The sequence below is a fragment of the Variovorax sp. 54 genome, from assembly GCF_002754375.1.
Lineage (GTDB): Bacteria > Pseudomonadota > Gammaproteobacteria > Burkholderiales > Burkholderiaceae_C > Variovorax.
Window position 1 is genome coordinate 3,211,720 of the sequence record NZ_PEFF01000001.1, and the last position, 13,298, is coordinate 3,225,017.

Below are 13,298 nucleotides of genomic sequence, written 5' to 3' on the forward strand. Positions count from 1 at the left end.
GATCTCAACCCGGAGGGCAGCGTGAGCAAGGCAACATCGACCCGGATCAAGGCAGGCATCGGCGGCTGGACCTACGAGCCCTGGCGCGACAACTTCTACCCCAAGGGCCTGGCCCACGCGAAGGAGTTGAACTACGCCAGCCGGCAGGTCAGCGCCATCGAGGTCAACGGCACCTACTACAGCACCTTCAAGCCCGAGACCTTCCGCAAGTGGCACGACGACACGCCGGACGGCTTCATGTTCTCGATGAAGGCCTCGCGCTTCACGACCAACCGCAAGGTGCTGGCGAGCGCGGGCGAGTCGGTCCAGCGCTTCATCGACAGCGGCGTGAGCGAGCTGGGCGACAAGCTCGGGCCGATCGTCTGGCAGTTCATGCCGACCAAGCAGTTCGATGCGGAAGACTTCGAGGCGTTCCTGGAACTGCTGCCCAAGAAGGAGGGCAGCCGCGTGCTGCGCCACGTGATGGACGTGCGCCACGAGAGCTTCATCACGCCCGCCTACAAGGCGCTCGCGAAGAAGCACAAGGTGTCGACCGTGTTCACCGACGCCGACAAGTTTCCGTCGTTCGAGGAGCCCGAAGGCGACGTCGCCTATGCGCGGCTCATGATGGCCGACGCGAAGCTCAAGACGGGCTACGGGCCGAAGGCGCTCGACACCTGGGCCGAGCGCGCACAGGGCTGGGCCGCTGCACCGAAGGCGCGCGACGTGTTCGTGTACTTCATCAACGGCGCCAAAGAAAAGGCACCGGCCGCGGCCGGTGCCTTGCTGGAGCGCCTGGGATGGGAGCCGCCGGCCGCCTGAGGGCGGCCTGCACGGGCTGTCTTACGACGCCTTGGCGCCGAAGCTGATTTCGCCCGACAGCTGGCCGCCTTCTTCGATCACGATCTTGCCGTAGCGGATCTTGCCGGTGACCTTGCCGGTCGAGTGGATGACGAGCTTTTCGCGCACGGTGAGGTTGCCGTCGAACACGCCGCGGATTTCGGCGATGTCGATTTCGGCCGAGCCCTTGAACTCGCCCTGTTCGGCGATCTGCATCAGGCGCGAATCCATGGTCGCTTCGACCAGGCCTTCGACCACGAGCGTGTCGCAATCGGTGATCTCGACGCCCTTGAGCTTGATGTTCGGGCCGACGGTGAGCTTGCTGCCGCCTTCCTTGACGGCGGGAGCGGCTGCCACCGGGGCCAGGCCGGCTTGCGCAGTCAACGAGGAGGGATTGACGGGAGTGCCCGAGAGATTGGTGCCCGAACCGACCAGCGGTGCGGGACGGGACGTCAGCGAGTCGGTGTCACGATCGCGCTTGCCGAAAAAGGGGGACTGTGTGGCCAATGGGGAGCTCCTCAAGAAAGGGGACTATCGTAAGAAGGCGCTCGCTGCATGCGGCACTTCATTGCGCAAGAAGCGTAACTGAATAAGTCGCCCGGCCCCATGACAATGCCCTCATGACCCGCCTGATCCGTCCGAACATCGAAGCCCTGTCCACGCCCTCCGACACCGACTCGCGGTTCGACAAACCTGCACGCGGCTGGCGGCGCACGCTGTTCACCGTGATCTTCGAGGCCGACACGCCCGCCGGCCTGTGGTTCGACCTGGCGCTGATCGCGGTGATCGTCACCAGCGTGCTGGTCGTCATCCTGGACAGCGTGCAGTCGATCCGCGACCAGTGGCGGCCACTGTTCAATGCCCTCGAATGGGTGTTCACGATTCTCTTCACGCTGGAGTACATCGCACGGCTGTGCTGCGTGAACAAGCCGCTGCGCTACGCGCTGAGCTTCTACGGCGTGATCGACCTGCTCGCGCTGCTGCCGACCTTTCTCGTGGCCTTCGCGCCCGAGCTGGCCTACCTGATCGACGTGCGCATCCTGCGGTTGCTGCGCGTGTTCCGCATCTTCAAGCTCTCGCGCTATTCGGTGGAGTACCGGGCGCTGGTGCAGGCCGTGGCGTCCAGCCGTCGCAAGATCACGGTGTTCGTGGGCTTCGTGATGCTCGTGGTGCTGGTGATGGGCACGCTGATGTACGTGGTCGAAGGCCCGACGCACGGCTTCACCAGCATTCCGGTGGCGATCTACTGGGCCATCTCCACCATGGCGACGGTCGGCTTCGGCGACCTCGTGCCCAAGACCGACCTGGGCCGCGCGATCGCCTCGGTGATGATGCTGCTGGGCTGGGGCGTGCTGGCCGTGCCCACCGGCATCGTGACCGCCGAGATGACACGGCGCAGTGTCGACGACGACCTGGCGGAGCCCATCGCGCTCGCATCGCGCGGCGTGCTCGCCCTCACGGCGGAGCCGGCTTCGGGCAAGGCGCCGGCGAAGCGGCTCACGCCGTCGGCCAGACGACGCGCCCTTGCGCAGCATCGTCGAGGCGCGCGATGAAGGCATCGGCCTCGGGCGCGGGCAGCGCGAAGGCAAAGCGCACGTCGTCGCCGTGCTGCACGTCTTCGAGCACCGCGCCGATGGCGGCCAGCTCGCGCCGCACCAGCCCCTCGAGCGCATAGGGCACGGCGCACTGCAGCTGGCGCTGACGCACGAGCGGCACCAGCGTGGCGCCGAGCAGGGCCTGTGCCACGGCATCGGTGTAGGCCCGCACGAGGCCGCCGGCACCGAGTTTCACGCCGCCGAAGTAGCGCACCACGGTGGCGAGCGCGCCTTCCACCTGCTGGTGGCGCAGCACTTCCAACATCGGGCGCCCGGCCGTGCCGCCGGGCTCGCCGTCGTCGTTCGCGGCCGACTGGCCGCCGGCCATCAGGGCCCAGCACACGTGCGCGGCGCCGGGGTGTTCGGCGCGCAACGAGGCGACCACCGCCAGCGCCGCCGCGCGGTCGGGCACCGGTTGCACGCAACCGATGAAGCGGCTTTTCTTGATGAGCAGTTCGCTGTGAACCGGCTGCGCGAGCGTGAAGCTCATTCCGACCCGATGTCCGTGCGGTGCAAGGGCGGCGTGCTCAGCCGCCCCGCTCGAACTTGAAGACCGCCGTGCTGGCGCGCGCGTTGGGCAGCCAGCGCACGTCGCGGCCGTTCTGCAGGCCGAAGGCGTCGAGCACGCGCAGGTTGTTCTTGCCGGCCAGCACCTCGAAGTCCTTGTAGGTGCCGACGCGGATGTTGGGCGTGTCGTACCACTGGTAGGGCAGGCGGCGCGTCACGGGCATGCGCCCGCGCGCCACGCTCAGGCGGTTGGGCCAGTGCGCAAAATTGGGAAAGGCGACGATGCCGAAGCGGCCCACGCGCGCGGTCTCGCGCAGCATGACCTCGGCATTGCGCAGGTGCTGCAGCGTGTCGATCTGCAGCACGACGTCGAAGGTGGCGTCGTCGAACATCGCCAGGCCTTCGTCAAGGTTGAGCTGGATCACGTCGACGCCGCGGCGGATGCACTGCAGCACGTTGCCGTCGGCAATCTCCACGCCGTAGCCGGTGCAGCCGCGCTCGCGCTGCAGCAGGTCGAGCAGGGCGCCGTCGCCGCAGCCGAGGTCGAGCACGCGCGATCCCTGGGGCACGAGTTCGGCAATCAGTCGTTGATGTTCGATGTCGCTCATGCAACAGCCCCCCCCAGGCTTGCCACTTCGTGTGCTGCGCCACCCCCCTGGGGGCCCGCGCCTTGGGGCGGCCCGGCGTCGCTCAATTCCTTGGCGACGCGTTCGAAGTACGAGCGCACCACGCCCATGTAGCGCACGTCGTCGAGCAGAAAGGCGTCGTGGCCGTGCGGCGCGTCGATCTCGGCGTAGCTCACGTTGCGGCGGTTGTCGAGCAGCGCCTTCACGATCTCGCGGCTGCGCGCGGGCGAGAAGCGCCAGTCGGTCTTGAAGCTCACGAGCAGGAACTTGGCCGTGGCCTGCGCCAGTGCGGTGCTGAGCTGGCCGCCGTGGTGGCGCGCGGGGTCGAAGTAGTCGAGCGCGCGGGTGATCAGCAGGTAGGTGTTGGCGTCGAAGTACTCGCTGAACTTGTCGCCCTGGTAGCGCAGGTAGCTTTCGATCTGGAACTCGACGTCCTGCGTGGAATAGCGGTAGTCGAGCCCCGCCGCTTCACCCTCGACAGCGCTGCGCAGAATGCGCCCGAACTTGGCGTTCATCACGTCGTCGCTCAGGTAGGTGATGTGGCCGATCATTCGCGCGATGCGCAGGCCGCGCTTGGGGATCACGCCGTATTCGTAGAAGTGGCCGCCGTGGAAGTCGGGGTCGGTCACGATGGCGCGGCGCGCCACCTCGTTGAAGGCGATGTTCTCGGCCGTGAGGTTGGGCGCGCTGGCCACCACCACGGCATGCCGCACGCGATCGGGGTACTGCAGCGTCCACGACAGCGCCTGCATGCCGCCGAGGCTGCCGCCCATCACGGCCGCGAGCGTCTGGATGCCCAGTGCGTCGAGCAGCACGGCCTGGGCGTCGACCCAGTCTTCGACCGTGACCACCGGGAAGTCGGCGCCGTAAACACGGCCGTTGGCGGGGTTCACGTGCATCGGGCCGGTCGAGCCGAAGCAGGAGCCGAGGTTGTTGACGCCGATCACGAAGAAGCGGTCGGTGTCCAGCGGCTTGCCCGGGCCCACCATGTTGTCCCACCAGCCCTCGGAGCGGGCCTGGCCCTCGTACACGCCCGCAACGTGGTGCGAGGCGTTGAGCGCATGGCACACCAGCACCGCATTGCTGCGCTCGGCGTTGAGGGTGCCGTAGGTTTCGTAGGCGAGCGTGTAGCCGCTGATCGAGGCGCCGCTGCGCAGGGCCAGCGGGCCTGCGAACTGCATCGACTGCGGGGTGACGACCAAAGGTGATGGCGACGACATGAATGAAAAAACCCGGCCTCGCCAAAAACGAGCCGGGTTCGGCAGCCGTCTTTAGCAGAATTTATAAAGCGCCCGCAAGCTGAAGCAAATCGGCGCATATCTAGTATATCCCCCAGGCTCCGCGCACTGCGTGTCGCTTCTCCAACCCCCTTTCCGGGGGCAACACCAGCGGCCCGGCAAAGCCGGTTCCGCGGTGTTCCTGGAAGGAACCCGCCCTTCTTACCAGCCGACGATCATGATGACGCCCAGCACCAGGAAGATCGCCGCCGAGATGCCGTGCACGAGTTTGATCGGCACGCGCCGCACGATCTTGTCGCCCAGCCACACGACCGGCGCATTGGCCAGCATCATGCCCAGCGTGGTGCCGACAACGACCCAGGCGTAGTCCTGCGTGAAGCGGGCGGCCAGCATGACGGTGGCGATCTGGGTCTTGTCGCCCATCTCGGCCAGGAAGAAGGCGATCACGGTGGTGCCGAAGACGCCGAACTTCGAGACGCCGGGGGCGTCGTCTTCATCGAGCTTGTCAGGAATCAGCATCCAGGCGGCCATCGCGATGAACGAGCCGCCCAAAATCCAGCGCAGCACCTCGGGGCCGAGCCAGCGCGTGATGTAGTTGCCGACCGCGCCGGCCAGCGCGTGGTTGACGACCGTGGCGACGAAGATGCCGAGCACGATCGGCCAGGGTTTCCTGAAACGCGCGGCCAGCAAGAGGGCCAGGAGTTGGGTCTTGTCGCCCATTTCGGCGAGCGCAACCACGCCCGTTGCAACGAGAAAAGCTTCCATGATGGATGTGGGGTTCCTTGGGCCGAAGGACGCAATTGACCGCACAACACCTTCGGCCATATTCCCGAAGTTGTGCGGTCAAAGGTCTCGCCAGGTGTGTTCACTGCACGCGCCATGTCCTCGTGGGGCAAGGACAAGTCTGTTGACGCGGGCCCTTCTCGTATACGGAAGGCGGCTACTCCCCAATGACCCGCAAATTGTAGCCGCATCGTCAATTCCCCCGGCTCAAACAGGTAGGCGTGCGCTAACTTCAAATGCTTTCAACAAGTGCTACCTCAAGACGCAAATTCCCGCTTGCTTTTTTGATATTTCACCCATAATGCACGAGCCTCCCTCTTGATTTTGGGAGGGAGCAATTCGGTGATCGGTCAGTTTCGCGCGGCTCGGCGGCTCTCGTTTGAGTGATGCTTTCGGGACTCCATCGCTTTTCTTGATGTGTTTATAGGAGTCCCTTGATGGGCAACAAACTCTACGTCGGCAACCTGCCTTACTCGGTGCGCGACGGTGATCTCGAACAGGCCTTTGGCCAGTTCGGCGCAGTGACCAGCGCCAAGGTCATGATGGAGCGCGACACGGGTCGCTCGAAGGGCTTCGGCTTTGTCGAGATGGGCAGTGACGCGGAAGCACAGGCCGCCATCAACGGCATGAACGGCCAGCCCCTGGGCGGCCGCAGCGTGGTCGTCAACGAGGCACGTCCCATGGAAGCACGTCCTCCCCGCAGCGGTGGTGGCGGCTACGGCGGCGGCGGCGGTGGTGGTGGTTATGGCGGCGGTGGTGGCGGTGGCTACGGCGGCGGCGGTGGTGGCGGCTACGGTGGTGGCGGCGGTGGCCGTTCCGGCGGTGGCGGCGGCTACGGCGGTGGCGGTGGTGGTCGCTCGGGCGGCGGCGGTGGTGGCGATGGCGGTTTCCGCAGCCCCTATGGCGCAGGTCCCCGTGGCGGCGGCGGCGGTGGTCGCAGCGGCGGCGGTGGTGGCGGCTACGGCGGCGGCGGCAACGGTGGGTACTGACCCCCGTTCACTCCTTCGCATGCCTCACGGCACACAAACACAAAAGGCTCCCTCGGGAGCCTTTTTTTTGGCTGCGCGCCGCTGATCAGCGACGCAGCAGCTCAGGCTTCGCCGCTGCGCTTCTTGCGCGCCCGGCCCTGCACCGCGCGGTCGAGCACGGCGTTGGGCAGCAGGCGCATGACCTTGGCGACCACGCCCATCTGCCACGGAATCACGCGGTAGCTCGTGCCGGCCTCAATGGCGCGCAGCGCCTGGGCCGCAAAGTCTTCGGGCTGCATGAGAAAGGGCATGCCGTAGCGGTTGCCCTGCGTCAGCGGCGTGTCGATGTAGCCCGGGCAGAGCGTGACGACCTTCACCCCGCTGGTGCGCAGCTCCCCGCGCAGGCTCTCGCAGTACGCCACGACGCCGGCCTTGCTCGCGCAGTAGGCGCCGTGCCCCGGCAGCCCGCGAATGGCGGCGACGCTGCCGATGCCCACAAGCCGCCCGCTGCCACGCTGCACCATGGCCTGCACGAAGGGATGAAAGGTGGCGGCCAGCCCCACGTTGTTGACGGCGAAGGTGCGCGCCAGCACGTCGAGGTCCGCGCGGTCGGCCGTGTCGATGCCGATGCTGATGCCGGCGTTGGCGATCACCACGTCGGGCACGCCCTGGCGCGCGATGCAGTCGGTGCCGGCGGCCACGATGCTGTCGGTGTCCGCCACGTCGGCACCGTAGACCTGGTAGCGGCCCGCGTCCAGCTGGCGACCCGTGGCCCAGGCGTCGATCTCCGCCGTGCGCCGCGCGACCAGCGCCAGCCGGTAGCCCGCGTCGTAGAAAGACGCGGCCAGGGCCTGGCCGATGCCGCTGGAAGCGCCGGTGATGAAGACGAGCGGTGCGGCGGTGGTCATGTATCGGTCGTCTCCCGGGAGCTTGTTTTTGTATGGCAGCCGCTCAGCGCGGCTTGCCCGCCGCGGCCGACGGCACCAGCACGCCGCGCACGCGGCCTGTGAGGTTGGCCACGCCGCTCAGGTTGTCGTAGTCGAGCGTGTCGCCGGTGAACTGGTCGCTGCCGCGGATGAGCGTGACCGGCTTGTTCGACTGCACCTTCTCGGTGTCGAGAAACGCGTGCAGGAACTCGCCACGGAACTCCAGCCGCGGCGTGGCCTTGCCGCTTGCGCTGACCGTCGGTTCGCGGATCACGATCGCGTTGCCGAACAGCTGGATCTCGCTGCCATCGGAGTTCGACAAGCCCCGGTTCGCCGACGAACGCGTGACGAGCCCCTCGGGCGACACCGAGCGCATGCGCACCTGGTCGACCTCGATGGTGTCGGTGTCCGGGTAGTGCCGTCCCTCGGTGCCGTGCAGCTCGCTGCGCAGGTCGCCGTTGGGCAGGAAATTCTTGATGACGAAGTCCCGCATGAAGTAGTCGGGCTCGTGCGTGGGCGCCGCCTTGGCGGTGGGCTCCAGCAGCTTGGGCGCATTGCGCACCAGCCAGTAGGTGCCCAGCGCCACGCCCGCCATCAGGATGATCGGCAGGTAGATGGTGGTGCGGTCGAGCACATCGCGCGTCAGGTTCCAGGCGCGTCGCAGCTGCGGGCTCATGGTCGGGGGCCCAGGGCAGCGTCGAGCAGCGGGCGGTACTGGCCGCAGGCCGTCAACAGCAGGTCGCAGAATTCGCGCGCCGCGCCTTCGCCGCCGCGTGCGGTGGTCACATAGCGCGCCACGGCACGCACTTCGGCGTGCGCGTTGGCCGGCGCTGCTGCGAAGCCGACGCGGGTCAGCACCGGCAGGTCGGGCCAGTCGTCGCCGATGGCGGCGGCCTGCGCCCAGGTGAAGCCGAGCTGCTTCAGCATGGCTTCGGCGGCGGGCAGCTTGTCTTCGGTGCCGTAGCGCACGTGCTCGATGCCCAGCGCCTCGAGCCGCACGCGCAGCGGCTTGGAGTCGCGCCCGGTGATCACGGCCGGCGTGATGCCGGCCTTGCGCAGCAGCTTGAGGCCGTAGCCGTCGAGGATGCTGAAGCGCTTGAGCGTTTCGCCGTGCTCGGTGAAGTACACGCCGCCGTCGGTCAGCACGCCGTCGATGTCGAAGAAGACGATGCGCACATCTTGCGCGGCCAGCAGGGTCTCGGCCTGGAAATCAAGCGGCATCAGATGACCTTCGCGCGCATCAGGTCGTTGGTGTTCACCGCGCCGACGATCACCCCCGCGCTGTCGATCACGAACAGGCGGGTGATGCCGCATTGCTCCATGAGTTCGGCCGCCTCCACCGCCAGCGCGTCGACGCGGATGGTGCGCGGGTCGCGGTGCATGATGTCGGCCGCCTTGGGCGTGCGCAGGTCGGCGCCGGCTTCGATCAGGCGGCGCAGGTCGCCGTCGGTGAAGATGCCCAGCGCCCGGCCATCGGACTCGACCACGGCAGCGGCGCCGAAGCCCTTGATGCTCATCGCGCGCATCAGCTCGCTGACGGTGGCCGTCGGCGGCACGCACGGCACCTCGTCGCCCGAGCGCATGACGTCGCTCAGGTGGGTGAGCAGCTTGCGGCCCAGCGCGCCGCCCGGGTGCGAGCGCGCGAAGTCTTCGGAGCCGAAACCGCGCGCGTCGAGCAGGGCCACGGCCAGGGCGTCGCCCATGGCGATCTGCGCGGTGGTGCTCGCGGTGGGTGCGAGGTTCAGCGGGCAGGCTTCCTTGGCGACGCCGGCATCGATCACGATGTCGGCATGGCGCGCCAGGGTGGAATCGGCACGGCCGGTGATGGCGATCAAGGGCACGCCCTGGCGCTTGACCACCGGCAGCAGCACGGTGAGTTCGTCGACCTCGCCGCTGTTGGAGATGGCCAGCACGAGGTCGACCGACTTGATCATGCCGAGGTCGCCGTGGCTGGCCTCGGCCGGGTGCACGAACATCGCGGGCGTGCCGGTGGAGGCGAGGGTGGCGGCGATCTTGCGGCCGACGTGGCCGCTCTTGCCCATGCCCATCACGACCACGCGGCCGCGCACCTCAAGAATCTTGCGCACGGCCTCGACAAAACTCGGACCGACGCGGGCCTTCAGGCCGAGGACGGCTTCGGCTTCGATGTCGAATGTGACGCGTGCCCGGGCCAGGATGGCTTCGGGGTCGACCATGGGGGTCGGGGCGGGGCGGGAGCTCATCGCCGGATTTTACGAGGCGGGCGCGGTCGGCGATCACATGGCCCGGGGAAGCCCGGGGCACGGACATTGCTCTAGCATCGGCGCCTATGTCTTCGTTCGATCTCACGCTGTTGTATCTGTTGGCCGCGGTGATCGGCGTGGTGGCCTGCCGGTCACTGAAGCTGCCGCCGATGCTCGGCTACCTGACGGCCGGCGTGCTCATCGGCCCGCATGCGCTGGCGCTGGCGCAGAACTCCGAAGGCATCCGCCACCTGGGCGAATTCGGCGTGGTGTTCCTGATGTTCGTGATCGGGCTCGAGTTCAGCCTGCCCAAGCTGCGCGCCATGCGCAAGCACGTGTTCGGGCTGGGCCTGCTGCAGGTGCTGCTGACCATGGCGCTGGCCACCGTCGGCGCGCTGCTCATCGCCACGCAGCTGCCACCGGCCTGGCAGCTCGGGTGGCAGACCACGCTGGCGCTGTCGAGCGCGCTCACCATGAGCAGCACGGCCATCGTGGTCAAGCTGATGGCCGAGCGGCTCGAGCTGGAGAGCGAACACGGCAAGCGCGTGATGGGCGTGCTGCTGTTTCAAGACCTGGCCGTGGTGCCGCTGCTGGTGCTGATTCCCGCCCTGGGCGCACCGCCCGAGGCGCTGGCCAAGGCGCTGGGCTTCGCGCTGGTGAAGGCGACCTTCCTCATCGGCGTGCTGCTCTACGGCGGGCCGCGCATCATGCGCTGGTGGCTCACGCTAGTGGCGCGGCGGCGCAGCGAAGAGCTGTTCATCCTGAACGTGCTGCTGATCACGCTGGGCCTGGCCTGGCTCACCGAGCGGGCCGGCCTGAGCCTGGCGCTGGGCGCCTTCATCGCCGGCATGCTGGTGTCGGAAACGGAATACAAGCACCAGGTCGAAACCGACATCCGCCCCTTTCACGACGTGCTGCTGGGGCTGTTCTTCATCACCGTCGGCATGTCGCTCGACTGGCACATCGTGGTCGAGCGCTGGCTGCTGGTGGCCGTGCTGCTGGTGGTGCCGCTGCTGTTCAAGCTGGTGTTGGTGACCGTGCTGGCGCGGGTGCTGGGCGCGACTTCGGGCGTGTCGCTGCGCACCGGCCTGTACCTGGCGCAGGCCGGCGAGTTCGGCTTCGTGCTGCTCACGCTCGCGCAAGAGCGCAGCCTGCTGCCGCCGTGGCTGGCCAACCCGGTGCTGGCGTCGATGGTGCTGTCGATGCTGGCCACGCCCTTCATCGTGATGTACAGCAACGCCATCGTGCGCAAGCTGGTGGCCAGCGACTGGCTGCAGCAGTCGCTGCAGATGACCAGCATCGCGCGCAAGACCATCAACACCGCGCAGCACGTGATCATCTGCGGCTACGGGCGCTGCGGCCAGAACCTGGCGCGCATCCTCGAGCGCGAAGGCATTCCCTACATGGCGCTCGACCTCGACCCCGACCGCGTGCGCCAGGCCGCCGCGGCCGGCGATTCGGTGGTGTTCGGCGACGCGGCGCGGCTGCAGGCGCTGATGGCCGCGGGCCTAGCGCGCGCCAGCGCGGTGGTCGTCACCTACCTGGACGTGGGGGGCGCGATGAAGGTGCTGGCCAACACCCGCGCCCACGCGGCGCACGTGCCGGTGATTGTGCGCACGCAGGACGACCACGACCTCGAAAAACTGCAGGCCGCCGGCGCGACCGAGGTGGTGCCCGAGGCCATCGAGGGTTCGCTGATGCTCGCCAGCCATGCGCTGGCGCTGGTCGGCGTGCCGATGCGGCGCGTGATCCGTGTCGTGCAGGACCAGCGCGACGCGCGCTACAACCTGCTGCGCGGCTACTTCCACGGCGCCGACGACGACAACGCCGACGAGATCGACCACGAGCGCCTGAACAGCTTCACGCTCACGTCGGGCGCACGCGCCATCGGCCAGACGCTGGGACGGCTGGCGCTGCCGACGCTGGGCGTGCGCGTGGCCAACCTGCGCCGGCAGGACGGTCAGGCGCGCGTGCCGGACGACGACACGCTGCTGTCGGACGGTGACACGCTGGTTCTGTCGGGCAAGCCCGCCGCGCTGGCGATTGCCATCGAGCGGCTGCAGAAGGGCTGAGGCCGCCGGCGCGGGCTCAGTTCAAGAGCGACGGGTTGCGCTTTTCTTCGTCGATGCGCTGCTGACGGCGCACCGCTTCGCACTGCGCGTGCGACTTGTACTCGGGCTTCGCGCACTGGGCCGCCATGCATTGCGCCTTGGCGATGAAGTTGCGGTCGCCGCATTGGGCCTGCGGATCGGCCGGCGGAGCCGGTGTCGCAGGCGCGGGTGCTGGAGCAACCGCCACGGGCGCCGCAGCGGGCGGTGCCTGCGGCGCTGGCGCGGCAGGCGTCGCCGGCTTGCGCGGCTTCGCGACGGGCGTCGGCTTGGGTGCAGCTTCGGCTGGCTCGACGACCGCTTCTGCAGGTGGCGGTTCGGCCACGGGCGGCGCGGGCTCGGTCGGAACGGGCGATGGCTCGACCGCTGGCGGCGCCACCACGGGAGCCGGCGCGATCGCTGGGGCCGGCGCCCCGGCCGGTTCGGGCGCCTTGCTGCCAGTCCCGTAGCCCAGCCAGCCCGCGACCACCAGCAGCAGCGCGACCGCGAGCAGCCCCAGCCACAACCCGATGCCACGCGGGCGCAGCACCGGCTCGGGCGGCTTGATGCGCTTGACCTTGATCCGCGTCTTTGGCCGGTCGGCCCGCGGGGACGGAGGCAAGGACGACCCCGCGCCCCCACGTCCCGGCGCCACGATCACGGTTCGTTCATCCGCCGGCGGTGGTGGGGGCGGCTCGGGCATCCAGCCGTTGGACGCAGGCGACGACGCGCGCTTCGACTCCGCGGGATCGAACAACGGCGCGGGAATGGTCGGCGCGCGCAGTTGGGCCGGTGCGGTGGTCGCCCATTCGCGGTCGGCAGCGGCGGGCCCCGGCGGCGGGGGAATGCGGTCGGCGGCCGACAGCCGGCCACCGCAGCTTCTGCAGAAGTTGGCACCGTCGCGGTTGTCCGCGTCACAGACCGGGCAGATCAAGGCCATGGCTCACCAGCAATTCTCAGGATCGAAAACGAAGACTTGTTCTTGTTGTTGTGCAGCGGCTGGCAGCGCGCGGCGAGCGGGAAGCTCAGCTCAGGTGACGGCCACCCGCTTGGAACGGTGCGCCATGCGCTTGGCGATCACGGCGCCGAGCGCCATCGCGATGTCCAGCGCCATGTTGGGCTGGCGGTTCGACATCTCGGAAAACCGCACGGCGGTGAGGCGCCACGCGCGCCCCGCACCCGTCACCACCACGTTGGCCGCATGCGGCTCACGCGAGAAGAACGAGCCTTCGCCCACCACCGAGCCCGGCGACAGCACGGCCAGGCGCATCTGCTCCTTGCTGCTGACACGGTGCACGCTGATGGCGCCGCTTTCGATGAAGAACACCGAGCGGTCGTGCGTGCCCTGGGAGATCAGCACGTCGCCGATGGCGGTTTCGATCGGCTGCAGATAACCCGCGAGCGTGTCCCACTGCGCGACGCTCAAGGTCAGCGCGAACGCATCGGCGCTCAGGTTCTCCGCGATGGCGCGGCTCAGGTTCTGGATGGACATGTTTTTCTCGACCCCCGCAAGTGATCCGAAGTATC

General features: G+C 68.2%; 15 protein-coding genes and 1 riboswitch. Of the genes, 4 read left to right on the forward strand and 11 right to left on the reverse strand.

What is annotated here, in order from left to right; all coding sequences use genetic code 11:
- The first annotated feature begins 21 nt into the window (after positions 1–21).
- On the forward strand, positions 22–801 hold the full coding sequence (locus CLU95_RS14890; protein WP_099794229.1) for a DUF72 domain-containing protein: 780 nt from the start codon (positions 22–24) through the stop codon (positions 799–801).
- A gap of 21 nt (positions 802–822) precedes the next feature.
- Here CLU95_RS14890 and CLU95_RS14895 read toward each other — a convergent pair whose 3' ends face one another.
- Positions 823–1,326: a bactofilin family protein gene (locus CLU95_RS14895; RefSeq protein ID WP_099794230.1), complete on the reverse strand. Its 504-nt coding sequence runs from the start codon at positions 1,324–1,326 to the stop codon at positions 823–825.
- Positions 1,327–1,439: 113 nt separating this feature from the next.
- On the opposite strand from CLU95_RS14895, the gene CLU95_RS14900 reads away from it, so the two are divergent.
- Positions 1,440–2,372 (forward strand): ion transporter, encoded by a 933-nt coding sequence (locus CLU95_RS14900; protein ID WP_099794231.1) that lies wholly within the window; start codon positions 1,440–1,442, stop codon positions 2,370–2,372.
- Here CLU95_RS14900 and CLU95_RS14905 read toward each other — a convergent pair.
- The 4 genes from CLU95_RS14905 to CLU95_RS14920 form a co-directional block, all read right to left on the reverse strand.
- Positions 2,317–2,904 carry an IMPACT family protein gene (locus tag CLU95_RS14905; RefSeq protein WP_099794232.1) on the reverse strand — a complete coding sequence of 196 codons (588 nt, stop codon included), beginning with the start codon at positions 2,902–2,904 and terminating at the stop codon, positions 2,317–2,319. The genes CLU95_RS14900 and CLU95_RS14905 overlap by 56 nt on opposite strands.
- 37 nt (positions 2,905–2,941) lie before the next feature.
- Entirely contained in the window at positions 2,942–3,529 is a 588-nt protein-coding gene (metW, locus tag CLU95_RS14910) for a methionine biosynthesis protein MetW (RefSeq protein ID WP_099794233.1), read from the reverse strand.
- A complete protein-coding gene (gene metX, locus CLU95_RS14915; protein WP_257214633.1) occupies positions 3,526–4,767 on the reverse strand; it encodes a homoserine O-succinyltransferase MetX in 1,242 nt (413 codons plus the stop codon). Before metX ends, metW begins: the two co-directional genes overlap by 4 nt.
- A 219-nt stretch (positions 4,768–4,986) precedes the next feature.
- A complete protein-coding gene (locus tag CLU95_RS14920) occupies positions 4,987–5,550 on the reverse strand; it encodes a TMEM165/GDT1 family protein (protein ID WP_099794234.1) in 564 nt (187 codons plus the stop codon).
- Positions 5,551–5,559: 9 nt separating this feature from the next.
- Positions 5,560–5,746: riboswitch (yybP-ykoY riboswitch) on the reverse strand.
- A 259-nt stretch (positions 5,747–6,005) separates the two neighbouring features.
- On the opposite strand from CLU95_RS14920, the gene CLU95_RS14925 reads away from it, so the two are divergent.
- On the forward strand, positions 6,006–6,557 hold the full coding sequence (locus CLU95_RS14925) for an RNA recognition motif domain-containing protein (protein ID WP_099794235.1): 552 nt from the start codon (positions 6,006–6,008) through the stop codon (positions 6,555–6,557).
- 101 nt (positions 6,558–6,658) lie between these two features.
- Here the strand turns inward: CLU95_RS14925 and CLU95_RS14930 are convergent, their stop codons facing one another.
- Genes CLU95_RS14930 through CLU95_RS14945 form a run of 4 tightly spaced genes read right to left on the reverse strand, consistent with a single transcriptional unit; the run spans position 6,659 to position 9,684 of the window.
- A complete protein-coding gene (locus CLU95_RS14930; RefSeq protein WP_099794236.1) occupies positions 6,659–7,444 on the reverse strand; it encodes an SDR family oxidoreductase in 786 nt (261 codons plus the stop codon).
- 43 nt (positions 7,445–7,487) lie between these two features.
- On the reverse strand, positions 7,488–8,138 hold the full coding sequence (gene lptC, locus CLU95_RS14935; protein WP_180288610.1) for an LPS export ABC transporter periplasmic protein LptC: 651 nt from the start codon (positions 8,136–8,138) through the stop codon (positions 7,488–7,490).
- Complete coding sequence (locus CLU95_RS14940) at positions 8,135–8,683, reverse strand: KdsC family phosphatase (protein ID WP_062473615.1); 549 nt, start codon at positions 8,681–8,683, stop codon at positions 8,135–8,137. Before CLU95_RS14940 ends, lptC begins: the two co-directional genes overlap by 4 nt.
- Complete coding sequence (locus CLU95_RS14945) at positions 8,683–9,684, reverse strand: KpsF/GutQ family sugar-phosphate isomerase (RefSeq protein WP_099794237.1); 1,002 nt, start codon at positions 9,682–9,684, stop codon at positions 8,683–8,685. The genes CLU95_RS14940 and CLU95_RS14945 overlap by 1 nt, the downstream gene beginning before the upstream one ends.
- 86 nt (positions 9,685–9,770) lie before the next feature.
- On the opposite strand from CLU95_RS14945, the gene CLU95_RS14950 reads away from it, so the two are divergent.
- Positions 9,771–11,756 (forward strand): monovalent cation:proton antiporter family protein, encoded by a 1,986-nt coding sequence (locus tag CLU95_RS14950; RefSeq protein ID WP_099794238.1) that lies wholly within the window; start codon positions 9,771–9,773, stop codon positions 11,754–11,756.
- Positions 11,757–11,772: 16 nt separating this feature from the next.
- On the opposite strand, the gene CLU95_RS14955 is transcribed toward CLU95_RS14950, so the two are convergent.
- Both CLU95_RS14955 and CLU95_RS14960 read right to left on the reverse strand, forming a co-directional pair.
- On the reverse strand, positions 11,773–12,711 hold the full coding sequence (locus CLU95_RS14955; protein ID WP_099794239.1) for a zinc ribbon domain-containing protein: 939 nt from the start codon (positions 12,709–12,711) through the stop codon (positions 11,773–11,775).
- Between the two features lie 90 nt (positions 12,712–12,801).
- Positions 12,802–13,263, reverse strand: a complete 462-nt coding sequence (locus CLU95_RS14960) for a Crp/Fnr family transcriptional regulator (RefSeq protein ID WP_099794240.1) — start codon at positions 13,261–13,263, stop codon at positions 12,802–12,804.
- Positions 13,264–13,298: the final 35 nt, after the last annotated feature.